Origin of the sequence: Pseudomonas sp. KBS0707 (assembly GCF_005937945.2) — a bacterium.
GTDB classification, from domain to species: domain Bacteria; phylum Pseudomonadota; class Gammaproteobacteria; order Pseudomonadales; family Pseudomonadaceae; genus Aquipseudomonas; species Aquipseudomonas amygdali.
On the sequence record NZ_CP041754.1, the window covers coordinates 4,653,232 to 4,679,817 of the forward strand.

Below are 26,586 nucleotides of genomic sequence, written 5' to 3' on the forward strand. Positions count from 1 at the left end.
GCTCCTCACTTGGCGTCTTTACTAACAGTATTGAGCAGGAATTTTCCGATCAGGTCTTCCAGCACCAGCGACGACTGCGTGTCATGGATAGTCCCGCCATCCTTGAGCAGCTTGTCATCGCCACCGACGCTGAGACCGATGTATTTTTCACCCAGCAAACCGGCAGTCAGAATCGACGCAGTCGAGTCCGAAGGCAGGTTATCGACCTTCTTCTGAATCTCCAGCGTGACGCGACCGGTAAAGGTATCGCGATCCAGATCGATCGCCGTCACCTTGCCGATCGTGACGCCAGCCATGCTTACCTTGGCTCTGACAGTCAAACCGGCAATATTGTCGAAGTAGGCATAAAGTTTATAAGTGTCGGTGCTCGCGCTCGTGCTCAGACCACTGACTCGCAGGGCCAGCAGGAGCAGAGCCAGTATCCCCGCCAGCAGGAACAGACCGACTCCGGTTTCGATGGCACGGTTTTGCATCAGAAATCTCCAAACATCAAAGCGGTCAAAATAAAGTCCAGTCCCAGCACGGCCAACGAGGCGTATACGACGGTTCTGGTCGTCGCGCGACTGATCCCCTCGGAAGTAGGCTCGCAATCGTAACCCTGGAAAACGGCAATCCATGTCACCACGAAGGCAAATACGACGCTTTTGATCACCCCATTGAGCACATCGTTCGTGAAAGAAACGCTGTTCTGCATGTTTGACCAGAAAGAACCGTCATAGACACCCAGCCAATCGATCGCTACCCAGGAAGCGCCCCATATACCGACCACACTGAAAATCATCGCCAGAATCGGCATCGAGATGAAACCTGCCCACAGGCGTGGCGCAACGATGTACTTGAGTGGATCGACACCGATCATCTCAAGGCTCGACAGTTGCTCGGTGGATTTCATGTTGCCGATCTCGGCGGTCAGCGCAGAACCTGCACGCCCGGCGAACAGCAGGGCTGTAACCACAGGCCCCAGCTCACGCAGCAGGGTCAGTGCGACCATCTGGCCAACGGCCTGCTCGGAGCCGTACTTGGTCAGAATGCTGAAGCCCTGCAGCGCCAGCACCATGCCGATGAACATGCCGGACACCACGATGATGACCAGCGACATGACACCGACCGAATACAGCTGCCTCACCAGCAGTTGAAAACTGCTGCCCGCACCGCCGCGGCCAAGCAGGGCGTTTACCAGAAACAGACCGGAACGGCCCAGAACAGTAACAATATCAATGGCCGAACGCCCTAACAGGCGTACCCGGTCCATCAGTGACTTATTGCGCATCAGCGCTTCCCCAATAAATCTTCGCGAAAATCCGGCGCCGGATAGTGGAACGGAACAGGGCCATCAGGCTCGCCGGTCATGAATTGACGAATGCGTGGGTTGTCCGAGGACATCAGTTCCTCAGGCGTGCCCTGCCCCAGCACCTGCCCGTCACCCACTACATAGAGATAGTCGGCAATGCTCGCTGTCTCGCTGAGGTCATGGGACACCACGATACTGGTGATGCCCAATGCGTCGTTGAGCAAGCGGATCAGGCGTACCAGCACGCCCATCGCAATCGGGTCCTGCCCTACGAAGGGCTCGTCATACATGAGAATCTGCGGATCGAGAGCGATGGCCCGGGCCAGCGCGACACGACGCTTCATACCACCCGACAGTTCATCGGGCATCAGTTCGACCGCACCGCGCAGGCCCACAGCCTGAAGCTTGAGCAGCACGATGTCGCGGATCATTTCTTCCGGCAGTTCAGTGTGCACGCGCAAGGGAAAAGCGACGTTTTCGAAAACGTCCAGATCGGTAAACAGTGCTCCGCTCTGAAACAACACGCCCATCTGCTTGCGAGCATCGAACAGATCACTGCGCGACAGCTCAGGCAGGTTCTGACCATTGACCCACACCTGCCCTTCGCTTGGACGCAACTGAGCCCCCATCAAGCGCAGCAAGGTAGTCTTGCCACAACCGGACGGCCCCATGATCCCGGTGACCTTGCCCCGCGGAATACGAATATCAACGTTATTGAAAATGCTGCGCGTACCGCGTTTGAAAGACACACCTTTCAACTCGACCGCATAGGCGTCATCAGGACTCATCTAAACTCCTTGCGATACAGCCTCCGCCCTCAGCCGTCGGTTCTTGGAGGCCGACCAGCTGTCCAGGCGCGCCGAACAGGCGCGAACTATACCACCGCCGCCACCAGCCCCCAAGAAGAGAACCGAGCGGTTCAGGTAATCGCTGAATTATTCTGTACCACAATGTTATGGCATCAGGCGTGGATACAGACCCTCAAGTGCGTAGGAAATTCGTTTAAAAACAACACAACGACGATCAGACGTGAGGGAATCGTTCATTACCGCTATAATCGCCGCCTTTCAGCAGGCTGACCCTTTCCAGACATGAACCAATCCAGTGACCTGATCCAATCGGCGCAACGCACCATTCGCCTTGAGATAGAAGCCATACAAGGCTTGCTTGAACGTCTTGACGGCGATTTCGTGCGCGCGTGCGAAATGATCCTCGCCAGCAAAGGCCGAGTTGTTGTGGTCGGCATGGGCAAGTCCGGACACATCGGCAACAAGATTGCCGCCACACTGGCGAGCACGGGCACTACCTCTTTTTTCGTGCATCCAGCTGAAGCCAGTCATGGCGACATGGGCATGATCACCCGCGATGACATTATCCTGGCCCTGTCGAACTCCGGCAGCACCCACGAGATCGTGACCCTGCTGCCGCTGATCAAGCGTCTGGGCATAAAGATGATCAGCCTGACCGGCGACCCCGAGTCCATTCTGGCCAAGGCTGCCGACATCAATCTCAACGCCCATGTCGTGCACGAGGCCTGCCCGCTCAATCTGGCACCGACCTCTTCGACCACCGCGGCACTGGTCATGGGCGACGCTCTGGCCGTGGCGCTGCTGGACGCACGGGGTTTCACCGCTGAAGACTTTGCATTCTCCCATCCGGGCGGAGCGCTGGGTCGTCGCCTGCTGCTCAAGGTCGAGAATGTCATGCACTCCGGCGACGCGCTGCCCAGCGTTCAACGCGGCACGCTGCTCAGGGATGCGCTGCTGGAAATGACCCGCAAGGGCCTGGGCATGACCGCGATTGTCGAAGCTGACGGCACACTGGCCGGTATCTTCACCGACGGCGATTTGCGCAGAACGCTGGACCGCCCCGTCGATATTCGCCAGACCATCATTGATGAAGTCATGACCCTTCACGGCAAGACGGCCCATGCAGAAATGCTGGCCGCCGAAGCGCTGAAAATCATGGAGGACAACAAAATCAGTGCGCTTGTTGTCGTAGACCAGTACGACCGGCCGGTTGGCGCGTTCAACTTGCAGGATCTTTTGCGCGCAGGCGTCATGTAATGGAAACCGAAACGATGAGCCAGGACCTCATGCAACGCGGCAAGGCTATCAAGCTGGCCGTTTTCGACGTCGATGGCGTACTGACCGACGGCCGCCTTTACTTCATGGAAGATGGCAGCGAGATCAAGACATTCAACACTCTCGACGGCCAAGGCATAAAAATGCTGATAGCCTCAGGCGTCACAACAGCCATTATCAGCGGCCGCAAGACTGCGATAGTCGAGCGCCGGGCAAAGAGCCTGGGCATTGAACACCTGTTTCAGGGACGTGAAGACAAGTTGGTAGTACTGGACAAACTGCTCGCAGAACTCCAGCTTGGTTACGAACAAGTCGCCTATCTGGGTGATGATCTGCCAGACTTGCCAGTCATCAGGCGCGTCGGTCTGGGCATGGCGGTTGCCAATGCCGCGAGTTTTGTACGCGAGCATGCACACGGAATAACCAGAGCGCGGGGCGGCGAAGGGGCGGCACGCGAATTCTGCGAACTGATCCTGAGTGCGCAAGGCAACCTTGAAGCGGCTCACTCCGTCTATTTATAGAAGCCATTATGTTCACTAAAAAAATTCGCAAGTTCCTGCTGCTCGGGGTACTGGCGCTGCTGCTGGCAGCGGTCGGTTACTGGAACATCAGCCCGGAAAGTTTTATGGATCAGCCGGTGTCGACCGTTGACGACACGGTCATCGACTACTATGCGATCAATGCCCACAGCGTGCAGTACCTGCCCGATGGCACGCTTCAGTACGACATGACCTCCGACAAGGTCGAGCACGTGAAAGCCACTGACGTGACCCTGTTGACCACGCCCGACCTGCACATGTACCGCGGTGGCGAGTTTCCATGGCACGTACAGAGCAAGAAAGGCGAAGTTTCGTCCGGCGGCGACCAGGTCGAGCTGATCGATTCCGTTCGTGTCGAGCGTACCGATGAAAAACAACGTACGACTATTATCACTACCAGTCGAATGACCGTATTCCCTCAGAAGCAATATGCGCAGACCGAGCAAGACGTTAGAATCGACGGCGCCGGCGGTGTGACTACGGCCAAGGGAATGAAAGCATATTTGAAAGACAGCAGGATGGACCTGCTGTCCAACGTAAGAGGACAGTATGAGGCTCGTTAAAACTCTTCCTTTATTGCTCGGCCTGGGCGCAGCACTGGGAAGCGCGAGCGCCTGGTCCCTGCCAACCGACCGCGATCAGCCGATCCACATCCAGTCTGACGATGCTCAGCTCGATGACAAGAAAGGCGTAGCAACCTACAAGGGCAACGTCATCATCACCCAGGGCTCGATGAAGATCACCGGTAACACTGTGACGATCACGCGTAATGCCCAGGGCGAAGTGGATGTGTTCACCTCTGTCGGCAATCTGGCCTATTACGAGCAGAAGCCTGCCGTAGACAAACCGATTGTGCAGGCCTATGCCGTCACTATTCAGTACTACGCCGGGCAGGACCGTATCGTCCTCATTGACAAGGCCAAGGTCATCAATGATGGCAATACTTCCGAAGGCGAGAAAATCGTTTATGACACGGTCAGACAGGTCGTCAGCGCCGGTCGGGCCAATGGCGGTGCCAAGGTGACCACACCACGTCCGCGTATCGACATGGTCATCCAGCCGAAAAAGAAAACCGACCAACCTCAGAAGGCCCAGTAAATGGCGACGCTCAAAGCCCAGCATCTGGCTAAAAGCTACAAAAGCCGGCAGGTCGTGCGCGATGTGAGCATTTCCATCGACAGCGGCCAGATCGTCGGCCTGCTGGGCCCCAACGGTGCCGGCAAGACCACCTGCTTCTACATGATCGTAGGTCTGGTCCAGGCTGATCAGGGTCGCGTGCTGATTGACGATCTGGATGTCAGCCATCAACCCATGCACGGTCGCGCCCGAGCCGGCATCGGCTACCTTCCGCAGGAAGCCTCGATTTTCCGCAAGCTTTCAGTGTCCGACAACATCATGGCGATTCTCGAGACCCGTAAGGAACTCGATGCCGGAGCACGCCGCAAGGAGCTCGAAAGCCTCTTGCAGGAGTTTCACATCACCCACATTCGCGACAACCTGGGCATGAGCCTGTCGGGCGGCGAGCGCCGCCGTGTGGAAATTGCCCGCGCGCTGGCCACTGCGCCGAAATTCATCCTGCTGGATGAACCGTTCGCAGGCGTAGACCCTATTTCGGTAGGTGATATCAAGCAGATCATTCACCACCTCAAGGCCAAGGGTATCGGCGTGCTGATCACTGACCACAACGTCCGTGAAACGCTGGACATCTGCGAAACTGCCTACATCGTCAACGATGGACAGCTGATCGCAGAAGGCGATTCCGAGACCATTCTGGCGAATCAACTGGTGAAAGAGGTCTACCTCGGCCACGAATTCCGCCTTTAATCGACTGCCCTTTGCGCTTAGCGGCCGATTGATGCCAGTGCAGTGTGTTGACAATATTTTATTTGTCATATCACTCTAGGCAAAGGTACAGGTTTCAGGCATATAATTTGCTTAAGTTGGCGCTCCGGCGCCTGTAGTAGATGGCGCATGAGCGCCGGCGAATAAGGTGTTTAGCCCCTGCCATGAAACCATCGCTAGTCTTGAGAATGGGCCAGCAGCTGACGATGACACCGCAGCTGCAACAGGCAATCCGCTTACTCCAGCTTTCCACACTGGACCTCCAGCAGGAGATCCAGGAGGCGCTGGAATCGAACCCCATGCTGGAACGGCAGGAAGAAGGCGACGACTTCGACAACTCCGACCCGCTTGCCGACAACATCGAACAAAAGCCCAACCCCGACGTTCAGGAACCGACCTATCAGGAATCCGCGCCTACCGTGGATAATCTTGAAGACGGCGAATGGAACGAGCGCATTCCCAACGAACTGCCCGTCGATACCGCATGGGAAGACATCTACCAGACCAGCGCCAGCAGCCTGCCAAGCAACGATGATGACGAGTGGGACTTCACCACACGCACATCTGCAGGCGAAAGCCTGCAAAGCCACCTGCTGTGGCAATTGAACGTCGCCCCGATGTCCGACAAGGACCGCCTGGTGGCGGTTACGCTGATCGACTGCATCAACAACCAGGGCTATCTGGACGAAACCCTCGATGAGATTCTCGAGTCTTTCGATCCCGAGCTGGACATCGAACTCGACGAAATCGAAGCCGTACTGCACCGCATCCAGCAGTTTGAGCCGGCAGGCATCGGCGCCCGAAACCTGAGCGAATGCCTGCTCCTGCAGCTTCGCCAGTTGCCAGCCAAAACACATTGGCTGATGGAAGCGCAACGGTTGGTCACCGACTACATCGACCTGCTGGGAAGTCGCGATTACGGCCAGTTGATGCGCCGCATGAAGCTCAAGGAAGACGAGCTGCGCCAGGTCATCGAGCTGGTCCAGAGCCTCAACCCGCGCCCTGGCTCACAAATCGAATCCACAGAAGCCGAGTACGTCATTCCCGATGTAATCGTGCGCAAGGACAACGAGCGCTGGCTGGTCGAGCTCAATCAGGAGTCCGTACCGCGCCTGCGCGTCAATCCGCAATACGCAGGTTTTGTGCGTCGGGCCGATACCAGCGCAGACAACACCTTCATGCGCAACCAGCTGCAAGAGGCGCGCTGGTTCATCAAGAGCCTGCAAAGCCGCAACGAGACACTGATGAAGGTCGCCACCCAGATCGTCGAACATCAGCGCGGCTTTCTTGAGTACGGCGACGAGGCGATGAAGCCGCTTGTCCTGCACGACATTGCCGAGGCAGTGGGCATGCATGAATCGACCATCTCGCGCGTGACCACCCAGAAGTTCATGCACACCCCACGCGGCATTTACGAGCTGAAATACTTCTTCTCGAGCCATGTGAGCACTTCCGAGGGCGGTGAATGCTCGTCCACGGCAATTCGCGCAATCATCAAAAAACTGGTTGCGGCGGAAAATCAGAAAAAGCCGTTGAGTGATAGCAAGATCGCTGGTTTACTGGAGGCACAAGGCATTCAAGTAGCCCGTCGCACAGTCGCCAAGTACCGCGAGTCACTCGGGATAGCGCCTTCCAGTGAGCGTAAGCGGCTGATGTGATGCAGGCCCAGCCACAGCGTCCCAGATACAGGCGCCATGCCTGTCTCTTTATGCACTGGCAAAGGAGAAAGCTGTATGCAAGTCAACATCAGTGGACACCAACTGGAAGTGACCAAACCCCTTCGTGAATACGTTGAGCTCAAGCTCAAAAAGCTCGAGGGGCATTTTGACAAGATTACCAACGTGCAGGTCACGATGACGGTCGAAAAGCTCAAGCAGAAGATCGAAGCCACGTTGCACATCCATGGTGGAGAGGTCGTTGCCAATGCTGAACATGACGATATGTATGCTGCCATCGACCTGCTCACTGACAAGCTAGACCGACAATTGCTCAAGCATAAGGAAAAGCAGCAAAGCATCCTCAAAGGTGCGGCCGCTCGCTAACGCCCATTTAAATGATCCGAATCGAAAATATCCTGACCCCCGGCCGCTCCCTTGTGAACGTGCCGGGTGGCAGTAAAAAGCGTGTACTCGAAGAAATTGCCAACCTGATCGGTCGTGAAGTACCGGGCATGGTTCGGGACACAGTATTCGCAAGTCTTGTTGCCCGCGAAAAACTGGGTTCGACCGGTTTCGGCAACGGTATTGCTATCCCTCATTGCCGCCTTGCTGACTGCAGCGAGCCTGTCAGTGCAGTCATTCACCTCGCTACCCCCGTGGATTTCGACGCCATCGATGGCGCGCCGGTTGACCTGCTGTTTGTATTGCTGGTCCCGCAGGCTGCTACCGATGAGCACCTGGAGTTACTGCGCCAGATCGCCAGCATGCTTGATGACAAAGATGTGCGTAAGCGCCTGCGCAGTGCCGAAAGTGCTGAAGCGCTTTATCAAGTGGTGCTGGACGTGCAGAACGGAAACTGAACATGCGCATGATCATCGTCAGCGGCCGTTCCGGCTCGGGTAAAAGTACAGCCCTCGACGTGCTGGAAGACAACGGTTTTTACTGTGTCGACAACCTGCCTGCCGGACTGCTGCCGGAACTGGCCGAGCGAGCGCTGATCAATACTGAACTGGCCGAGCCCTTACTGGCGGTGTCCATCGATGCGCGAAACCTGCCCAGTCACCTGACCCGCTTTCCGCAAATGCTGGATGAAGTCCGCTCACGCAACATCCAGTGCGACGTGCTTTACCTGGATGCGGATGAAGCAACCCTTCTCAAACGCTTCTCGGAAACTAGGCGTCGTCATCCTTTGAGCACGGCAGATCGTTCGCTGGCCGAGGCGATACGCGACGAGACAACGCTGCTGGGCCCGATCATCGATCTGGCCGACCTGAAAATCAACACCACCCACCTGAACCTCTATCAGTTGCGCGACGCACTCAAGCTTCGCCTGCTGAACAAGCCCGAGCCAGGCACTGCGTTTCTGATCGAATCCTTTGGTTTCAAGCGTGGCATGCCCGTTGACGCAGATCTGGTATTCGATGTGCGCTGCCTGCCCAACCCGTACTGGAAGCCTGAACTGCGCGACCATTCCGGGCTTGAACAACCGGTTATCGACTACCTGTCGGTGCAGCCCGATGTGGAAGAGATGTTTCAGGACATCTTCGCTTATCTGAACAAATGGTTGCCCCGGTTTGCAGCCAGCAACCGTTCTTACGTTACCATTGCCATTGGCTGCACCGGCGGACATCACCGCTCTGTCTACCTGACCGAACGGCTCGGCCAGGTCTTGCAACAATCACTCAAGAACGTTCAGGTTCGCCACCGCGACCTTAGCTGAAAGGATTTTCACTGCGATGCCCGCTCGTCAAATCACCATCATCAACAAATTGGGCCTGCATGCCCGCGCTGCCGCCAAATTCGTCGGAGTCGCAGGCAAGTTCCCTTGCACGATCAGGGTTGGCCGCTCTGAGCAGACCATGGTCGATGGTAAAAGCATCATGGCCGTGATGATGCTGGCGGCAGGCAAAGGCACCGAAATCCATCTGAAAACCGAAGGCGAATTCGAGCAGGAAGCGCTCGATGGCCTGGTTGAACTGATCAACAACAAGTTTGATGAGGGCGAGTAAGCCCTCAAATACGCCCCTTCCAAGATCACCAGCAGTGCATCCGCAACCAGCTCAAACCGTGAGCAATCAGTAACGCCATACCTGCCAACAGCAGCCCGGTGCCTACGACGAGCCGCAACAACCGCACACCGCTGAGAGCGAATATTCCTGAGCGCATAAGCTGCCTTGAGCCCGGTTACGGGAGTCAGGCCAAAGCGGCCTGATAACGTCGAGACACTTCATCCCAATTGATCACGTTGTAGAACGCGTTGATGTATTCGGGGCGACGGTTCTGATAGCGCAGGTAGTAAGCGTGCTCCCATACATCCAGACCCAGAATCGGCGTATTGCCATTCATCAACGGGCTGTCCTGATTACCGCTGCTTTCAACCACCAGCTTTTTGTCGGGGGTGACGCTCAGCCATGCCCAGCCGCTGCCGAAACGGGTCAATGCGGCTTTGGTAAACGCTCCCTTGAAGCTGTCATAGCCACCCAGCTGCTGGTCGATGGCCAAAGCGACAGGGCCTTTGGGCAAACCGCCTCCGCCTGGCACCATCACCTCCCAGAACAACGAATGATTCGCGTGACCGCCACCCTGGTTGATGACCGCCGGACGCAGGTTTTCAGGCAACTGCTTGATGCTGGCCACCAGCTTCTCGACGGACCAGTCAGCAAACTCGGTGCCTTCGATCGCAGCATTAAGGTTGTTGATGTAGGTCTGGTGATGCTTGGTGTAATGGATCTCCATGGTTTGCGCATCGATGTGCGGCTCCAGGGCATCGTATGCGTAAGGCAGTGCAGGCAAGGTATAAGGCATTTCAATGTGCTCCGTAGAAAAGTCCGGAAGTGGCTGCCGAGTGGCGCTGCAACGATGAGCGCGTGTGCTCGCTGCTGCTATTTAGCAGCCGATGAGTGCGCGGGTATTCGCCGTGTTCACTGATAAAGCTCAGCAACTCGGCGTAGGTTTTGCTGCTGTGGCGCAAGGCTGCCTCACGGAGCGCTGGAGGAAGACGCTGATCCTGCATGGTCCGCAACAGAACAGCACACAGGTATTCAGCGCTTTCCTCAGAAGGTGTAGACAAAATAAATTAAACTTTCACTCCCTTGTCTGAATAGCCCTCAAGCCATGCCTAAAACCGGACGTCCTCGCTCGATTGCCGCCGAGCACTATCCCGTGCTGGTGAAACTCGCTCATGCACAGCCCTATTCCAGCCAGGCCGAATTGGCGCTCGTATTCTTCGCCGAAACCGGTATCACTGCGCATCCCGACACCTTTGCAAAAGCGTTGAAAATGGCAGGGATTACGCGTGTAAAGCAGCGGGCCAAGGGAAGTTTTCAGTCACCTGAACCTAATAAAGCCTATGGCTACAATGAAACCCACCGCCGCCAACTGCCGGAGCAGCTATATCCGAGTTGCTTGACAGATACCGAGTGGGCACTGGTCGCCGACCTGTTTGAAAGCCAGGGCGGACGAGGAGTGCCACCGCTTCACTCTCGGCGCACGTTGCTGGAAGCCTGTTGCTATGTCGTACGCACGGGGTGCTCATGGCGAATGCTACCCCGCGATTTTCCTCATTGGGACAATGTCTACAAAACGTTCCGCCGGTGGAGCGCTCAAGGCAAGTTCGAGCAAATGCATGATCGCTTGCGAGCTCAATGGCGTGAGCGGGAAGAACGCGCTGACAGCCCGTCAGCAGCGATCCTGGATTCACAGTCGACCCGCAGTTCTCCTCAAGGCGGTGACAGCGGCTACGACGCAGGCAAAAAAGTGAAGGGGCGTAAACGAAGTCTGATTGTCGATACATTGGGCCTGCTGCTGGCTGTCAGTATCAGTGCTGCAAGCGTGCAGGATCGTGACGCGGCGGATGATGCGGTGGCGTACTCGAAGGAAAAATATCCGTCACTGAGCACGCTTTTTGTTGATAGTGCGTACGCAGGAAAATGGGCACAGCGCACCCATCAACTGCACGCTATCGATGTTCAAGTGATCCGTGGCCCGAATAACAGAAGAACAGGGCAATGGCACTCTGAACAAGGCGATCTATTTTCCGTGGAGCCTGTTCAGACTGGATTTGTGGTCATGCCCAAGCGATGGGTAGTGGAGCGAACTCATGCCTGGAATGAGAGAGCTCGGCGACTGATCATGCATCATGATCGCCTTTTTGCGGTAAGCGAGGCATGGGTTTGGTTGGCCGAGGCTCGAATACTCGCGCGCCGACTCACTACATGATTTTGTCTACACCCTCTCAGGCTGACCGAGGCTCAGGTGCAGGTCCGCCAGGTTGTGGTGAGAAATCACACAGGCCGCGACGGCCTCGTCGACATCCGCCCAACGCTCGAACAACACTTGCGCCAACGCCAGCGCCTGAAGGTAAAGCTCGCGGGCTTCGACCCACTCGCCCAGATTGAAACAGCGATTGGCCTGCTCGATAGTGCGTTTCCAATGCTGCATGGTCATACCTCCAGGGGACGTTGGCTGGCTGGAATCAAATACCGCCAGCGGTGAGTTTTTCAGGGTTGAGCAACACTTCCAGTTCGCTACGTTGCAAATCAGTGTGCTCAAGGGCGACGTCAATGACCGGACGGCCCTGCTTGTAAGCGGTCTTGGCGATTTCGGCGGCTTTCTGATAGCCAATGATCGGGTTGAGGGCCGTCACCAGAATCGGATTACGCGACAGCGCTTCCTTGAGCTTGGATTCATTGACCTTGAAGCTCGCAATCGCTTTGTCAGCCAGCAGCCGACTGGAATTGGCCAGCAGCTCGATGCTGCTGAGCAGGTTCTGGGCAATGATCGGTAGCATCACGTTAAGTTCGAAGTTGCCGGACTGCCCCGCCACGGTAATCGTCGCGTCGTTGCCGATCACTTGCGCGGCAACCATGGCGGTGGCTTCCGGAATGACCGGGTTGACCTTACCCGGCATGATCGATGAGCCCGGCTGCAATGCCTCCAGCTCAATCTCACCCAGCCCTGCCAGTGGCCCCGAATTCATCCAGCGCAGGTCGTTGGCAATTTTCATCAGCGACACCGCCGTGGCTTTGAGCTGGCCGGATACCGCGACCGCGGTGTCCTGCGAACCGATCAACGCGAACAGGTTCTTGCCAGGCGCGAATTGCACACCGGTCAACGTGCTCAACTGACGACTGAAACGAGCCGAAAACTCAGGATGCGCGTTGATCCCGGTACCGACTGCGGTGCCGCCCTGTGCCAGTGACTGAAGGCTCGGCTGGAGACCTTGCAGATGCTCGACGTTGGCGCGAATCTGCTGTGACCACCCGTTGAGCACCTGGCTCATGCGCACGGGCATGGCGTCCATCAGATGCGTACGACCAGTCTTGACGAAGGCATGGACCTGCTCGGCTTTGTGTTCGGTCACTCGCACCAGATGGGCCAGCGCAGGCAGCAGTTGTTCGTGCAGAGCCAGTGCAGCGCTCACATGAATCGTGGTCGGGATGATGTCGTTGCTGCTCTGCCCGCAGTTGACGTGGTCATTGGGGTTGACCTCTTCGCCCATCACACGCGTGGCCAGCGTGGCGATCACCTCGTTGGCGTTCATGTTGGTACTGGTGCCGGAACCGGTCTGAAAGATATCGACCGGAAAATGCGCCATGTAGTCACTGGCCAGCAGGTCTTTCACGGCACTGACAATCGCCCTGCTCTGCCCCTCGCTGATCTGCTCCAGCTCCAGGTTCGCCTGCGCTGCAGCCGCCTTGGCCAGCAACAGGGCACGAATGAATTGGCGGGGCATGCGTTGATGACTGATCGGAAAGTTTTCCACCGCACGCTGAGTCTGCGCGCCGTAAAGGGCCTCGGCCGGGACCTGTAGCTGGCCCATGCTGTCGCGTTCGATACGGGTATTACTCATCGCAATGTCCTTGCACCAGTTCAGAGAGGGAAATCGAGGGCTGTAGCACGCAGGTCGCCAGTTGATGAACACAGGCTTGCCAGCGCTGACGCCGCGCAGGCGTGGAGGCGATTGCCTGTAAATCACGCAGCGGACGCCAGGCCTGATCCAGACACAGGCAGCGCCAGTGCCACGGCAATGCCGTATCGCGTGCGGTGTCTATCAAAAGACGGAAAGTGGTTTCGGCAATCATGGGCTGGGGCGTGGCGGTAAAACGCGCCAGATAGCGCCCTTCGGCGAGGTAATGCTCGATCAGCCGAGGCTCGTCGGGCTCAAGGGCGCAACGAATCCGCAGACTCAATCCACGCCAGTTTTCCAGATAAGACAGCTCGTGCAGAACAGACCCCATGACCGCAGCCAATTTTAGAAATGATATTCATTATTAAATAATATAAAGAATCATTACAAGTGCGATCTTGAGCGAGTGCGTCATACACAGGTGCTGAGATGCCCGCTTTGCTGCCGGTTCCCGGCAGAGTCCGCTCAAAACCTGGATATCGCGGACAAGCGTAGGGCTGCTTCGGCCCGGAGGGCGTGGGAGCGGACTTGTCCGCGATGGGCTGCAAAGCGGCCCTAAAACAGGCCACCTTGGCTGTATCTGGTGCACCGGGGCGCTTGGTTTTGCTGCCGGTTCCCGACAGTTCGCGGACGAGTCCGCTCCTACAAAACCTGGATATCGCGGACAAGCGTAGGTCTGCTTCGGCCCGGAGGGCCTGGGAGCGGACTTGTCCGCGATGGGCTGCAAAGCGGCCCTAAAACAGGCCACCTTGGCTGTATCTGGTGCACCGAGGCGCTTGGTTTTGCTGCCGGTTCCCGGCAGTTCGCGGACGAGTCCGCTCCTACAAAACCTGGATATCGCGGACAAGCCTAGGGCTGCTTCGGCCCGGAGGGCGTGGGAGCGGACTTGTCCGCGATGGGCTGCAAAGCGGCCCTAAAACAGGCCACCTTGGCTGTATCTGGTGCACCGAGGCGCTTGGTTTTGCTGCCGGTTCCCGGCAGTTCGCGGACGAGTCCGTTCCTACAAAACCTGGATATCGCGGACCAGCGAAGCGTCGCTAGGCTCAGCTACCCGCTACGGTCATACGCTCGATCAGCACCGAGCCGGTTCGGATGTTGCTGCGCAGTTCAAGATCGCTGCCAACGGCGACGATCTGCTTGAACATGTCACGCATGTTGCCGGCAATCGTCACTTCCTGAACCGGAAATTGTATTTCCCCGTTCTCGACCCAGAAACCTGCTGCGCCCCGCGAATAATCACCGGTAACCATGTTCAGGCCGCTGCCCATCAATTCGGTTACCAGCAAGCCACGGCCCATACGTCGAATCAGCGCGGCCTGATCTTCCGAACCATGGGTGACGAACAGGTTATGCACCCCGCCCGCATTGGCGGTGCTCGGCATGCCCAGCTTGCGGCCGGAATAAGTACTCAGCACATAGGAAACCAGATCGCCGCCTTCCACGAACGGTTTGGCAAACGTCGCCAGACCGTCGCTGTCGAACGCCGAACTGCCCATTGCGTGCTTCAAGTGCGGACGCTCATCAATGGTCATCCACTCCGGGAACAGCCGCTGACCCAGGGCACCCTCCAGAAATGACGATTTACGGTACAGGTTGCCACCGGAAATGGCACCGAGAAAGCTGCCGAACAGGCCACCTGCCAGTTCTGCGGCAAACAGCACCGGCACTTCACAGGTCGGCACAGGACGCGCACCCAGACGGCTCGCCGCACGCAACGCAGCCTTGCGACCAATGCTCTGGGCATCGGCCAGCAACTCACCCTGGCGATTGACGTCGTACCAGTAATCACGCTGCATCTGGCCTTCGCCCTCGGCGATCATCACGCAACTGAGGCTGTGCCGCGTTGATGCATAACCACCGACGAAGCCATTACTGTTGCCATACACACGGCAGCCCTGATGGGTATTGAGCGTGGTGCCATCGGCGTTCTTGATCCGGCTGTCGGCGTCGAAGGCCGCGGCTTCGCAGATCAGCGCTTTCTCGATGGCCTGCTCGGGCGTTATATCCCAGGTGTGATAAAGGTCGAAATCCATGACCTCTTTGGCCATCAGCGCAGCATCAGCCAGCCCGGAGCTTTCGTCTTCGGAGGTGTGCTCGGCAATCGCCAGTGCGGCGGCGACGGTTTCACGAATGGCATCGGCCCCCGTGGCCGAGGTGCTGGCAGAGCCTTTACGCTGCCCGACATACAGGGTGATACCGAAACCCTGATCGCGGTTGAACTCGACGGTTTCAACTTCACGCTGACGGACCGATGTCGACAGCCCCTGATCCACCGACACTGCGACCTCGCAGGCGCTGGCGCCCTGACGCCGGGCTTCGGCGATAATCTGCTCGACCTGTTCCTGCAGTTCGGGCAAGGCTTGCGGACCGACGCTTTGGGTTGCACTCATGACTTTCTCCATCAAATTCTTCTTTCAGCACAGGCCGAATACCGACCGGGCCGGACAAGCGGCCCACGACTGGTTATCATGGCGGCGTTTCTTTGCGGACTGCCCCCATGGTTGATTCTTACGACGACTCCCTCGACGGGGAGAAAAGCAAAACCCAGGTCAAACGAGAGCTGCATGCTCTGGTCGACCTCGGCGAGCGACTGACAACACTCAAAGCCGATGTGCTGGCCAAGCTGCCGCTGACCGACGCTTTGCGCAAGGCCCTGGCCGAAGCGCCCAAGCACACGGCGAACATCGCGCGAAAGCGGCATATTCTGTTCATTGGCAAGCTGATGCGCGATCAGGACCAGGAAGCCATTCTGGTGTTGCTGGACCAACTCGATGCCTCCACTCGCCAATACAACGAACGTTTTCACAATCTGGAGCGCTGGCGTGATCGCCTGATCGCGGGTGATGACGCCGACCTCGAGAAATTCGTTGTCGAATACCCCGATGCCGACCGTCAGCAGCTGCGCTCGCTGATTCGTCAGGCGCAACACGAAGTTGCACGTAACAAACCACCGGCCACCAGCCGCAAAATCTTCAAATACATCCGTGAGCTGGACGAACTTCAACGCGGTTTGCGTTGATTTCAACCGCGGGGCCGGCAGCAGCAAGCGGCCAGCCCCGACTCACCTTCAGCTACCCGTACCACCTACCGTGATCGCATCGATTTTCAGCGTGGGCTGACCCACACCGACTGGCAGAGACTGGCCGTCCTTCCCGCACGTTCCCACGCCGCTATCGAGCGACAGGTCGTTGCCCACCATCGATACCCTGCTCATGGCTTCCGGCCCGTTACCGATCAAGGTCGCGCCCTTGACCGGCGCAGTGATTTTGCCGTCCTCGATCAAATAAGCCTCGCTGGTCGAAAACACGAATTTGCCGCTGGTGATATCCACCTGACCGCCACCCAGATTGGCGCAGTAAATACCGCGCTTCACCGAGGCGATGATTTCCTGCGGGTCGCTCTGCCCGCCCAGCATGTAGGTATTGGTCATACGTGGCATCGGCAGGTGAGCGTAGGACTCGCGACGACCGTTACCAGTGCGTGCGACACCCATCAAGCGAGCATTGAGCTTGTCCTGCATGTAGCCCTTGAGCACGCCGCTCTCAATCAGTGTGGTGCACTCGGTCGGTGTGCCTTCGTCATCGACACTCAGCGAGCCGCGACGCCCTGCAAGGGTACCGTCGTCAACAATCGTGCAAAGTTTCGATGCAACCATCTCGCCCATGCGCCCGCTGTAAGCCGAACTGCCCTTGCGATTGAAGTCACCTTCAAGGCCGTGACCAACCGCCTCGTGCAGCAGCACGCCTGACCAGCCGGAACCCAGCACCACCGGCAATGTGCCTGCCGGAGCAGGAATCGCTTCCAGATTGACCAGCGCCTGACGCAGCGCTTCACGCGCGTAGCCCATGGCACGATCATCGGTCAGGAAATAACGGTAGTCCGTACGCCCGCCACCGCCATGCCCGCCCCGCTCGCGGCGGCCGTTCTGCTCGACGATGACACTGACGTTGAAGCGCACCAGCGGGCGCACATCGGCGGCCAGGCTGCCATCGGCTGCGGCCACCAGAATGCGCTCCCAGACACCGGCCATGCTCACCGACACCTGCTGGATACGCGAGTCCAGCGCGCGCGTCGCGACGTCAATGCGTTTGAGCAGTTCGACCTTCTCGGCGCGGCTCAGCACTTCCAGAGGATTATCCGGGGCGTACAACTGGGCCACATCCTGCGAGGTAAAAGCCTGCACCCGGCCATTCTGCCCAGCGCGGGAGATGGAACGGGCAGCACGGGCAGCGGTGCGCAGTGCGTCCTCAGTGATAGCGTTGCTGTAAGCGAAACCAGTCTTTTCGCCCGATTGAGCGCGCACGCCCACGCCTTGATCGAGATTGAAACTGCCTTCCTTGACGATACCGTCTTCGAGCGACCAGGACTCGGAGATCATGCCCTGAAAATACAGATCAGCCGCGTCGATACCCGGCCCGGCAAGCTCTCCGAGCACCGATTGCAGGCTGTCGAGGCTCAGGCCACCAGGGGCCAGAAGATGTTCGCTGACTGAGGACAGATCACTCATATTCACTCCGAAGCAGGCCGCATGGCGTCCTGCGAAAAAAAGCGCCGGTGACTGGACACCGGCATCCGCGCCCTTATGGACGCCTGTTCTTCACTGTCGCGCTTGGCCAGCAGCACGGCTTCACCCTGTGCCTGCTCGGCCAGTACGCGGCCCCATGGATCAACGATGGCCGCGTGCCCGTAAGTCTCGCGAGGCCCCGGATGGACCCCGCCCTGTGCCGCCGCCAGCACGTAACACTGGGTTTCGATGGCGCGCGCCCGGATCAGAATGTCCCAGTGCGCAGCACCCGTTACCGCAGTAAAAGCTGACGGCGCGGTAATCAGTTCAGCACCGGCCTCCCGCAGCGCGGTGTACAGCTCGGGAAAGCGCAAGTCATAACAGACTGTCAGCCCCACGCGCCCTACAGGTGTATCGGCCACCACCACATTGTTTCCGTGAGCATAGTCATCGGATTCACGGTAGCGGCCCCGATTGTCAGCAACATCCACATCAAACAGATGCAGCTTGTCATACCGGGCCACCTGCTCACCGTGTTCATCGATCAGCAACGAACACGCCGTCACCTTGCCATCGGGTCGCTCATCCGGCGGCAGTGGCAAGGTTCCGGCAACAATCCATAACTTGAGGTCGCGAGCGGCCAGTTTCAACCATGGCAGGATCGGCCCATGCCCATGAGCTTCGGCACGACCGATGTCGGCCACGTCACGCCGCCCCATGGCAACAAAGTTTTCGGGCAGCACCGCGAGCCGCGCGCCACCTTCGGCTGCCTGCTCCAGCAAGCGGCGAGCGCTGACCAGATTAGCCTGGACATCGCTTTGGCTGACCATCTGAATCACAGCAAAGGACATGGCGACCCGCTCCTTGATGACCTGGCCACCACTGTACTCCATGCGGCGCTATTGGGGCTTTTCAAATGGCTTGTCGAACGTGATCTTCGGCTCTTTCCAAGGCCCTTCGACCTTGTATTGCACGCTGGCGAAGCGGGCAACCCTGTCGCCCAGCAGCTTGTCGACCAGAAACAGCGCGCCGCCAATGGCTGGCGCACCGACAATCAATGCCGCGATCGGCAGGTTGTTGGTCACCGGCAGGGTCACCAGCAGCTTCGCATCAACGCGGTCGCGGACCATGTCCAGCGTACCGTTGAGCTCAAGATTACTCGACGGCCCGGTCAGGGTAATCGGGTTGCGCGTCACATAAACACCGTCGCTGGCGACCAGCAGCCCTTTGACCCGGTCGTAACTGAGCCCTTTGCCCAGCAGGTCGGAGAAGTCCAGGCGCAAGCGACGGCCGATGGAGTTGAAATTCAACAATCCAAACACCCGCAGCGCCTGAGCACCGCCTTCTACCTCGACAAACTGGCCTCTGTTCAACGTCGCATCCAGGCTGCCGGAATAGCGCTTGAGGCCCACCCAGGCAGGCGAACCCGGCCAGCGTCCGTCGACATTCATTTCGAAACTTTCACTGGTGACCGTCGGCGCGAAGTTCCAGGCCTTGAGCACGTCTGCCAGATTCTTGCCTGCCACACGCCCCTTGAACGAGCTGCTGCTGGACCCCGGAGTGCCCTCCCAGGCACCATCGCCCTCGAGCAAAATACCTTTGAGCCCCAGACTCAGGTCGGACATGCGCATACCGGTCGCTGTCGGGCGGGTTTTCAGCGACCAGGCACCCAGTAACTGGTCGCCCTGAAACAGCTGGGCAATCTTCACGTCCAGCGCAGGAATATTGTGCGGGTCGATATCCGCCAGAGGGTCAGGCGCGTTCTCGACCACCGCCGCATTCGGATCAGAGGCAGGCAGTCGCACGTAGAGCATGTTGATACCGATCGGCGCGGACTTCGCGTCGGGCAGCACGGCAGTGCCCTTGGCCAGCGCGCTGTCCAGCGACAAGGCCCAGGCCGCAGCATTGCGCTGCAATTGAACACGTACGTTATCCAGCGTGGTGCCCATCGCCGTCAGCCCGCCGATCTGCAGGTCGACGCTGTTGAGCAGTTGTTTTGCGCTGCCGCCCGGATCATTGCCGGTATATCGTCCAGCCAGCTCCTGCCAGGGCGCTACGTCCAGCTCAGACAATTCACCACGAATCCGCAGCCCTTTGGCGTCCGGCACTATCGCCCCGCCGCGCCCGAGATAAAGCTCGCCGCGACCGTCGGCAAACTTGCCATTCGGTGCGGCAAAAGCAAAGTTGGCCTGATCGTTATACGCCGCGCCAAGCCTGCGCTCCGCGCCTTGCAGGGTCATGCGGAACTCGCTGGGACGCTCCTCCTCGGCAGTCTTGCCAAACGGTGCAGGCAGATCGATTGCCACGCCCTTGAGCGTGGAGTTGATCACCAGTGGGCTGTCCTTGCTGTCCAGAGTCAATTGCAGCTGATACGGCAAGTCACCCGACACCGGCAGTGGCTGAGTAACGCTCAGCCAGTCGGTCAGCCGCTTCACGGTGATCTGCCCGTTTGCCACAATGCGTGTCACGTTGTCGCCTGGCTTGCCTTCGGCAGCGATTTCTGCGGTCACGGGACGATCAAATGCCTGCGCCTTGATGCCCTTGCCGCTCAGCCCTTTGGCGCTGTCAAAGCGGAAATCGCCCTTGAGGCGAGTCAATTCCAGAACCGGGTCGACCAGCTTCAGCCGCGCATTGTCGGTACTGAAATCCACCACAACCTTTGGCTCGACGCCCTTGGCCAGCGGAATATCCAGCTTCAGCTTGCCATCCAGCGGACCTTCCCCGGTCCAGCCGGCAAACGTGCTGGCCGTGCCGATGGGCGCTTGCTGGAGAATCTTCAGGCCATCGATCAGATTGCCGGAGAAGCTGCCATCGACCAGCAGGTGGCTGTCCTGACCTGCCGGGACGTGGGGAATATTGACCAGCACGTTGCTTACTTTGGTATCGAGCAACTGCCCTTTGCTTGCCTTGACTCGCACGCCGCTGTTTTCGACGTAAACCTTGCCGTCGACTCCGGTCAACGAAGGCCAGCCCGGCTGGAAAGCCAGCGTTGCGTTGCTGACATCGAAAAACAGGCTGATGACGCGCGCGGTGTCGGGCGAACTCTTGTTCAGCGACCCTTGATACTGAAAGAAACCCTGCTTGACCGCACCACTCACCACGGCGGTGCGCAGCCAGTGATCAAGCTCGGGACTGAGGGCTGTAGGCAGATACTTGCTGGTGTAACGACCATCGCCGTCGACCATGCCGACCCGCAGGTCCATGTAGTCTTCCTGCTCATGGCTGAGATGAATCCTGATCAGAAAGTCTGCCGCGATCTTGCCTTCGTCGCCGAGCACCTTGATATACGGCGCGATCAGGGTGAATGCCTGATCATCGAGCTTCCAGGTCAGACGGGCATTGGCCTTCTGGTAGCGCCAGGGCTTGGCGAAGATAGGGTCCAGATGAAGCATAAAGTCATTGGTGTCGAGCCGCAGTTCGCCCTGGCCCAGATCACCGCTGATGGCACCGGTGACATTTCCGGCCGCCGGGACACCGCGATAGGCGTTGAACCCCACCTTGTCCAGATTGGCGGCAAAGCTCAGGCGCTTGTCGCCGGTTGCCTGTGGCCGGTAATCCAGCAACACGTTACGCAGCCCGCCTGTCACCTTGAGACCGTCGACCACTGCCATGGCTTTCTCCGGCAACGGTGCGAGGGAATCAATAAGCGGCGTGAGCGGCGTCAGGTCCAGGCGATCGGCCTGCACATGCCAGAGTTCTTCGCTGTCGGGCGTCGCAGCGGTTTGCGTGAGTTGCAGGCGGCTTTCCCAGCGCTTGTCGCCCAGGCTCATCGCCAGTGAATCGAGGTTCAGGTCGAAACCTGTGTCAGTGCGCGCAAACCAGGCGTTGAGCGCGAGGTTGTCGACAGTCGAGGGTTTGCGACCGGCATAAACGCCTTTGACATGCGGCGCATTAAGCCGCGCAGTCGCGCTTTGCACAGTGCCCTTGCCCCAGCTCATCCACAGCTCGCCACCGGCCTGCAGCTTCGACAGTGTCCATTCCCGCGTGAGGCTTTTTGGCAACCACTTGGCCCAGTCGCTTTGCGGCAGGCTGGCGTAGACATCTGCCTCGCCGTCCTTCCATTGACTGGCCTGGATACGTGAACGCACATTCAGGGCAAACGGCTGACCATCCGGCAGCGTCAGGCGTGCATCAAGGCGCTGGTGATAACTGCCTGTGGCCAGACTGAGGTTTACATAGGTCAGGGTCAGCGGCGCGGCGTCAAACGGTTGCACAGTGACCTGGCTGTCGAGCAGCGACAAGTGCGAGACCATCTGCATTTGCTCAAGCACTTGCCCGGGGTCGAACGGGCTGTCGTTGCGCACTGGCAAGCCCTGTACCGACCAGTTGCCCTCCTTGTCCTGCCTGAGCATGAACTGCAGGCCGTCCACCTCGAGATGAGCAATGCGCACTTGACGCGCCAGCAGGCTTTCCCAGAGGTCGGGAACAACCCTTACACGATCAAGACGCACAGCACTGGAACCCTCTCCGACCATGACGTCGTGAGCCAGAAAAACCGGGGCAAACCGGCTCCAGCTGCCTTCCAGACTGCCAATGCTCAACGGCATGCCCAGCGCGCTGCTGGCCCTGGTTTCCACATCCACACGGTATTCGGCAACCAGCGGCGTTAGCTGACGCCCGAGGCTTACGTACAAAGCCGCGAGCACCAAAACCAGTGCGCACAGGCTCAAACCCCAACGAGTCAGGGTTGCAACAAGGCGAGGAAGACGACCCATCTCAGGATGCCCTCCGCTGCGGGATACAAGCAGCGGAATCGGCGAATCGATTCCGGCTCAGGTGTGCAGGTGCGTTCAGGTACAGGTTTTGCTCATTTCCCACGCATCATTCTCGATAAAACGGCATACCTGCCAGAAACCCGAAGGGCACTTGTCATCATATTTCAAACGATCAGCACCCTCAGAGCAGCACCACGTCGTATTGTTCCTGCGAGTACATGGTTTCTACCTGAAAACGGATGGTCCGGCCAATGAAGCTCTCCAGCTCAGCCACATTGCCCGACTCCTCGTCGAGCAAGCGATCGACCACGCGCTGATTGGCCAGAACCCGATAACCCACCGCCCGATAGGCTCGAGCTTCTCGCAGGATCTCGCGAAAGATTTCATAGCAAATAGTCTCGGGGGTTTTCAGCTTGCCCCGACCCGCGCAGCAATGGCAGGGCTCGCAGAGCACTTGCTCAAGACTTTCACGAGTGCGCTTGCGGGTCATCTGCACCAAGCCAAGCTCGGTGATACCGATGATATTGGTCTTGGCGTGATCGCGCTCCAGCTGTTTCTCCAGCGTGCGTAATACCTGACGCTGGTGCTCACCGTCTTCCATGTCGATGAAATCGATAATGATGATGCCGCCCAGATTGCGCAGGCGCAGCTGCCGGGCAATGGCTGTCGCGGCTTCCAGGTTGGTCTTGAAGATGGTTTCTTCAAGGTTGCGATGCCCCACAAACGCGCCGGTATTGACGTCGATGGTGCTCATCGCCTCGGCCGGATCGACCACCAGATAACCACCGGACTTGAGCGGCACCTTGCGTTCGAGAGCTTTCTGGATTTCATCCTCGACCCCATAGAGGTCGAAGATCGGCCGTTCGCCCGGATAATGCTCCAGCCTGTCGGCAATCTCCGGCATCAATTCGGCCACGAACTGGGTGGTCTTCTGAAAGGTTTCCCGCGAGTCGATGCGGATTTTTTCGATACGCGGGCTCACCAGGTCACGCAAGGTACGCAGGGCCAGGCCCAGGTCCTCATAAATCACCGTAGGCGGGCTGACGGTCTTGATCTGCTCGCCGATCTGATCCCAGAGCCTGCGCAGATAGCGGATATCCATGAGGATTTCATCAGCACCGGCACCTTCGGCCGCGGTACGCAGAATAAAGCCTCCGGCCTCTTTGATACCTTCCAGGGCGACACAATCGCTGACAACTTTTTTCAGTCGTTCACGCTCTGCCTCGTCCTCGATTTTCAGGGAAATGCCTACATGCGCAGTGCGCGGCATGTACACCAGATACCGTGACGGAATGGAGAGCTGGGTAGTCAGCCGCGCGCCTTTGCTGCCGATGGGGTCCTTGGTGACTTGCACCACAAGGCTCTGGCCGTCATGCACCAGCGACGCAATGCTCTCGACGGCAGGCCCTTCACGCATGGATATTTCCGAGGCATGAATGAATGCAGCGCGGTCCAGACCGATATCGATGAACGCCGCCTGCATGCCGGGAAGCACCCGCACTACCTTGCCTTTATAGATATTGCCGACGATGCCGCGGCGCTGGGTACGCTCGACGTGCACCTCTTGCAGAACACCGTTTTCTACCACTGCCACCCGTGATTCCATCGGGGTGATGTTGATCAGGATCTCTTCACTCATGACTCGTCACCTTCCAGGCATTGCCAGCAGGGTATGCCGAAATGGCCAAGCAGTTCTGCGGTTTCACACAGAGGCAGACCAACCACCCCAGAATAGCTGCCTTGCAGGCCCTCGACGAAAATCGCCGCCAGCCCTTGAATGGCATAGCCTCCGGCCTTGTCGGCAGGCTCGCCACTGGCCCAGTAGGCTTGGGCCTCGTGGGGTTGAATCGGGCGAAAGCGCACGCGACTGGTCACAATACGGGTTTCACTGCGATGCCGATCACTCAGCGCGACGGCGGTCATCACTTCGTGCTCGCGCCCGGACAGGGCCGTCAGCATGGCCAGAGCATCCGCCTCATCGGCCGGCTTGCCAAGAATGCGCCCATCAAGCACCACCGCCGTGTCAGCGCCCATCACGCAGGCCTGTTGTTCGGCCGCCAGCACAGACAGCCCGGCCTGGGCCTTGCCGAGCGCAAGACGCTCGACATAGGCAGCCGGGGTTTCGTGGTCGAAGGGAGTTTCGTCAATCTGAGCGTTCAGTACGGTAAAGGACACACCGATCTGAGTCAGAAGTTCGCGGCGGCGCGGCGAGCCAGAAGCCAGATAAAGCGAGGGCATAAGGACATCTCCGTGTCTGTTCGGGTGAGCGCCAGGGACGCAGCGGGGCGTCGCGCTCACCTTGCGCTTAATTGATTTTCAAACGTTTGCGCAATCCACGCAGGCCATAGCTGATCCAGGGCCACAACAGGGCACTGACCAGCGCGGGTAGAACCAGCGCCAGCGTAGGCTGACGGTTGCCGGTCAATGCACTCAGCCAGAGCTGCGCAAGCTGCGCCAGACCGAATACGACCAACAGCACCAGACATTGCTGCCACATGGGGAACATACGCAGACGCTGCTGCAGGGACATCACCAGAAACGTGATCAGGCTGAGGATCAGCGCATTCTGGCCAAGCAATGTGCCATACAGCACATCTTCCATCAGCCCCAGTATCCACGCAGTGGTCATACCGTATTTGTGCGGCAGCGCCAGAACCCAGAAAGTCAGCAACAGGGCCAGCCACAAGGGCCGGAAGATTTCCATGAATTGCGGCAGCGGCGAAACGCTCAGCAACAGACCGATCGCAAACGTCAGCCAGACCACCCAGCCATTGCGCCCGGAAACATGACTAACCATCGATAGGCTCCCGAGCAGTGGAAGGTCTTGAAGCAGGCGGCTGTGAAGCAGCAGGCCGGGCGGCAGGCCTTGCCGGTGTCACAGGCGCTGCAGCCGGCGCAGGCGTTGTCGATTGCCCTGCAGGCTTGTGCGTTGCAGTGCTGCCCGGGAATACCGGAACAGTTGCTTGCGGCCACATCGGGAAAGCAGGTGTCGGCGGCGGCAGGGTCGCCATCACTGAAGGCTCGATACCCTTGTCGATGGATTCCTGCGCTTGCGCCGCGTCGGCAGCGCGCTCTTCCGGCGAACGGCCGTCCGAGAACACCAGCAGCAGATAACGGCTGCGATTCAATGCGGCGGTTGGCACGGCACGCACGATTGCGAACGGCTGGCCGGAGTCGTGAATCACTTCCTTGACCGTAGCCACCGGGTAGCCAGCCGGGAAGCGCTGCCCCAGGCCGGAACTGACCAGCAGATCGCCCTCTTTGATGTCGGCAGTATCTGCCACATGCCGAAGCTCAAGCCGTTCAGGGTTGCCGGTGCCGCTGGCGATAGCACGCAGGCCGTTGCGATTCACCTGCACCGGAATGCTGTGGGTCGTATCAGTCAGCAGCAGGACCCGCGAGGTGTACGGCATCAGCTCGACAACCTGGCCCATCAGGCCACGCGCATCGAGCACCGGCTGGCCCAGCACAACGCCGTCGCGCTCGCCCTTGTTGATGATGATGCGATGGGTGAAGGGGTTCGGGTCCATGCCGATCAACTCGGCGACCTCGACCTTTTCGTTGACCAGCGCAGAAGAGTTCAGCAACTCACGCAAACGAACATTCTGCTCGGTCAGTGCCGCCAGCTTTTGCAAGCGACCTTGCAGGAGCAACGCTTCGGTCTTGAGTTTTTCGTTTTCGGCGATCAGCTCTGTGCGGCTGCCGAACTGACTGGCAACGCCTTGATACAAACGTTGTGGCAGATCAACGATCCAGTAGGACTGCATGAGCACCATCGACATCTGGCTGCGCACGGGCTTGAGGATCGTAAAGCGGGCGTCGACAACCATCAACGCAACCGACAGAACGGCCAGCACCAGCAGACGTACGCCCAGCGAAGGGCCTTTTGCGAAAAGCGGTTTAATAGGCCGCTCCTCCGGGGCATGCGATCGTTGGATCGAACTTCGATTGGCAATTATTCATGCGGTATGTAACCGGCCTGGACAAATGAAAGAGATAGGCACCCCGTTTCGGGGTCAGCACGATGCATACAGGTAGCACATAC

At 58.5% G+C, this 26,586-nt stretch carries 26 protein-coding genes and 2 pseudogenes; 12 read left to right on the top strand and 16 right to left on the bottom strand.

Features of this window, described 5'->3' with window-relative positions:
- Window positions 1-5 precede the first annotated feature (5 nt).
- From mlaD to FFH21_RS22110, 3 genes are read right to left on the bottom strand one after another with little or no spacing between them, the layout of a single operon-like run.
- A complete protein-coding gene (mlaD, locus tag FFH21_RS22100) occupies window positions 6-473 on the bottom strand; it encodes an outer membrane lipid asymmetry maintenance protein MlaD (RefSeq protein ID WP_003313587.1) in 468 nt (155 codons plus the stop codon).
- Complete coding sequence (gene mlaE / locus FFH21_RS22105) at window positions 473-1,270, bottom strand: lipid asymmetry maintenance ABC transporter permease subunit MlaE (protein ID WP_005734541.1); 798 nt, start codon at window positions 1,268-1,270, stop codon at window positions 473-475. Before mlaE ends, mlaD begins: the two co-directional genes overlap by 1 nt.
- Entirely contained in the window at window positions 1,270-2,079 is an 810-nt protein-coding gene (locus tag FFH21_RS22110) for an ATP-binding cassette domain-containing protein (RefSeq protein ID WP_004656592.1), read from the bottom strand. Before FFH21_RS22110 ends, mlaE begins: the two co-directional genes overlap by 1 nt.
- Before the next feature lie 303 nt (window positions 2,080-2,382).
- Here FFH21_RS22110 and FFH21_RS22115 point away from each other — a divergent pair, with 303 nt between their 5' ends.
- From FFH21_RS22115 to FFH21_RS22160, 10 genes are all read left to right on the top strand, one after another.
- A complete protein-coding gene (locus FFH21_RS22115) occupies window positions 2,383-3,357 on the top strand; it encodes a KpsF/GutQ family sugar-phosphate isomerase (protein ID WP_002555085.1) in 975 nt (324 codons plus the stop codon).
- Entirely contained in the window at window positions 3,357-3,896 is a 540-nt protein-coding gene (locus tag FFH21_RS22120) for an HAD family hydrolase (RefSeq protein ID WP_011169432.1), read from the top strand. The genes FFH21_RS22115 and FFH21_RS22120 overlap by 1 nt, the downstream gene beginning before the upstream one ends.
- An 8-nt stretch (window positions 3,897-3,904) precedes the next feature.
- Window positions 3,905-4,477 carry an LPS export ABC transporter periplasmic protein LptC gene (gene lptC, locus FFH21_RS22125; protein ID WP_002555087.1) on the top strand — a complete coding sequence of 191 codons (573 nt, stop codon included), beginning with the start codon at window positions 3,905-3,907 and terminating at the stop codon, window positions 4,475-4,477.
- On the top strand, window positions 4,464-5,012 hold the full coding sequence (gene lptA / locus FFH21_RS22130) for a lipopolysaccharide transport periplasmic protein LptA (RefSeq protein ID WP_002555088.1): 549 nt from the start codon (window positions 4,464-4,466) through the stop codon (window positions 5,010-5,012). Before lptC ends, lptA begins: the two co-directional genes overlap by 14 nt.
- Entirely contained in the window at window positions 5,013-5,738 is a 726-nt protein-coding gene (lptB, locus tag FFH21_RS22135) for an LPS export ABC transporter ATP-binding protein (RefSeq protein WP_002555089.1), read from the top strand.
- Between the two features lie 182 nt (window positions 5,739-5,920).
- Window positions 5,921-7,414: an RNA polymerase factor sigma-54 gene (locus FFH21_RS22140; RefSeq protein ID WP_011169433.1), complete on the top strand. Its 1,494-nt coding sequence runs from the start codon at window positions 5,921-5,923 to the stop codon at window positions 7,412-7,414.
- A gap of 75 nt (window positions 7,415-7,489) precedes the next feature.
- Entirely contained in the window at window positions 7,490-7,798 is a 309-nt protein-coding gene (gene hpf / locus FFH21_RS22145; RefSeq protein ID WP_002555091.1) for a ribosome hibernation-promoting factor, HPF/YfiA family, read from the top strand.
- Window positions 7,799-7,809: 11 nt separating this feature from the next.
- Window positions 7,810-8,274 (top strand): PTS IIA-like nitrogen regulatory protein PtsN, encoded by a 465-nt coding sequence (gene ptsN / locus FFH21_RS22150; RefSeq protein ID WP_004656602.1) that lies wholly within the window; start codon window positions 7,810-7,812, stop codon window positions 8,272-8,274.
- A gap of 2 nt (window positions 8,275-8,276) precedes the next feature.
- Entirely contained in the window at window positions 8,277-9,134 is an 858-nt protein-coding gene (gene rapZ / locus FFH21_RS22155) for an RNase adapter RapZ (protein ID WP_002555093.1), read from the top strand.
- A gap of 16 nt (window positions 9,135-9,150) precedes the next feature.
- On the top strand, window positions 9,151-9,423 hold the full coding sequence (locus tag FFH21_RS22160; RefSeq protein ID WP_002555094.1) for an HPr family phosphocarrier protein: 273 nt from the start codon (window positions 9,151-9,153) through the stop codon (window positions 9,421-9,423).
- Window positions 9,424-9,607: 184 nt separating this feature from the next.
- Here FFH21_RS22160 and FFH21_RS22170 read toward each other — a convergent pair whose 3' ends face one another.
- Window positions 9,608-10,219 carry a superoxide dismutase gene (locus tag FFH21_RS22170; RefSeq protein WP_011169434.1) on the bottom strand — a complete coding sequence of 204 codons (612 nt, stop codon included), beginning with the start codon at window positions 10,217-10,219 and terminating at the stop codon, window positions 9,608-9,610.
- A 1-nt stretch (window position 10,220) separates the two neighbouring features.
- A pseudogene (locus FFH21_RS22175) lies at window positions 10,221-10,469 on the bottom strand (hypothetical protein); the annotation flags it as partial.
- Between the two features lie 59 nt (window positions 10,470-10,528).
- Between FFH21_RS22175 and FFH21_RS22180 the strand changes: the two are divergent.
- The gene (locus tag FFH21_RS22180; RefSeq protein ID WP_004663854.1) at window positions 10,529-11,632 is read left to right on the top strand and encodes an IS5-like element ISPsy19 family transposase; all 1,104 of its coding nucleotides are present in this window, start codon (window positions 10,529-10,531) and stop codon (window positions 11,630-11,632) included.
- A gap of 15 nt (window positions 11,633-11,647) precedes the next feature.
- On the opposite strand, the pseudogene FFH21_RS22185 reads toward FFH21_RS22180, so the two are convergent.
- The 4 genes and pseudogenes from FFH21_RS22185 to pmbA all read right to left on the bottom strand — a co-directional run.
- Window positions 11,648-11,854: pseudogene (locus tag FFH21_RS22185) on the bottom strand (hypothetical protein); the annotation flags it as partial.
- Between the two features lie 34 nt (window positions 11,855-11,888).
- On the bottom strand, window positions 11,889-13,265 hold the full coding sequence (locus FFH21_RS22190) for an aspartate ammonia-lyase (protein WP_011169436.1): 1,377 nt from the start codon (window positions 13,263-13,265) through the stop codon (window positions 11,889-11,891).
- The gene (locus tag FFH21_RS22195; RefSeq protein ID WP_005744985.1) at window positions 13,258-13,653 is read right to left on the bottom strand and encodes a hypothetical protein; all 396 of its coding nucleotides are present in this window, start codon (window positions 13,651-13,653) and stop codon (window positions 13,258-13,260) included. Before FFH21_RS22195 ends, FFH21_RS22190 begins: the two co-directional genes overlap by 8 nt.
- 712 nt (window positions 13,654-14,365) lie before the next feature.
- Window positions 14,366-15,712 carry a metalloprotease PmbA gene (pmbA, locus tag FFH21_RS22210; protein WP_004656615.1) on the bottom strand — a complete coding sequence of 449 codons (1,347 nt, stop codon included), beginning with the start codon at window positions 15,710-15,712 and terminating at the stop codon, window positions 14,366-14,368.
- 107 nt (window positions 15,713-15,819) lie between these two features.
- Here pmbA and yjgA point away from each other — a divergent pair, with 107 nt between their 5' ends.
- Window positions 15,820-16,341, top strand: coding sequence for a ribosome biogenesis factor YjgA (gene yjgA, locus FFH21_RS22215; RefSeq protein WP_003364101.1), 522 nt, complete (start codon window positions 15,820-15,822; stop codon window positions 16,339-16,341).
- Between the two features lie 48 nt (window positions 16,342-16,389).
- Here the strand turns inward: yjgA and tldD are convergent, their stop codons facing one another.
- The 7 genes from tldD to mreC form a co-directional block, all read right to left on the bottom strand.
- Window positions 16,390-17,829, bottom strand: a complete 1,440-nt coding sequence (gene tldD, locus FFH21_RS22220; protein WP_011169438.1) for a metalloprotease TldD — start codon at window positions 17,827-17,829, stop codon at window positions 16,390-16,392.
- A gap of 2 nt (window positions 17,830-17,831) precedes the next feature.
- The gene (locus FFH21_RS22225; protein ID WP_011169439.1) at window positions 17,832-18,677 is read right to left on the bottom strand and encodes a carbon-nitrogen hydrolase family protein; all 846 of its coding nucleotides are present in this window, start codon (window positions 18,675-18,677) and stop codon (window positions 17,832-17,834) included.
- A 48-nt stretch (window positions 18,678-18,725) separates the two neighbouring features.
- Window positions 18,726-22,541, bottom strand: a complete 3,816-nt coding sequence (locus tag FFH21_RS22230) for a YhdP family protein (protein WP_011169440.1) — start codon at window positions 22,539-22,541, stop codon at window positions 18,726-18,728.
- Window positions 22,542-22,722: 181 nt separating this feature from the next.
- Window positions 22,723-24,180 carry a ribonuclease G gene (gene rng, locus FFH21_RS22235; RefSeq protein ID WP_011169442.1) on the bottom strand — a complete coding sequence of 486 codons (1,458 nt, stop codon included), beginning with the start codon at window positions 24,178-24,180 and terminating at the stop codon, window positions 22,723-22,725.
- Window positions 24,177-24,779: a nucleoside triphosphate pyrophosphatase gene (locus FFH21_RS22240; protein ID WP_002555105.1), complete on the bottom strand. Its 603-nt coding sequence runs from the start codon at window positions 24,777-24,779 to the stop codon at window positions 24,177-24,179. The genes rng and FFH21_RS22240 overlap by 4 nt, the downstream gene beginning before the upstream one ends.
- Before the next feature lie 67 nt (window positions 24,780-24,846).
- The gene (mreD, locus tag FFH21_RS22245; protein WP_003364106.1) at window positions 24,847-25,338 is read right to left on the bottom strand and encodes a rod shape-determining protein MreD; all 492 of its coding nucleotides are present in this window, start codon (window positions 25,336-25,338) and stop codon (window positions 24,847-24,849) included.
- Window positions 25,331-26,398 (bottom strand): rod shape-determining protein MreC, encoded by a 1,068-nt coding sequence (gene mreC, locus FFH21_RS22250; protein WP_004656627.1) that lies wholly within the window; start codon window positions 26,396-26,398, stop codon window positions 25,331-25,333. The genes mreD and mreC overlap by 8 nt, the downstream gene beginning before the upstream one ends.
- Between the last annotated feature and the right edge of the window lie 188 nt (window positions 26,399-26,586).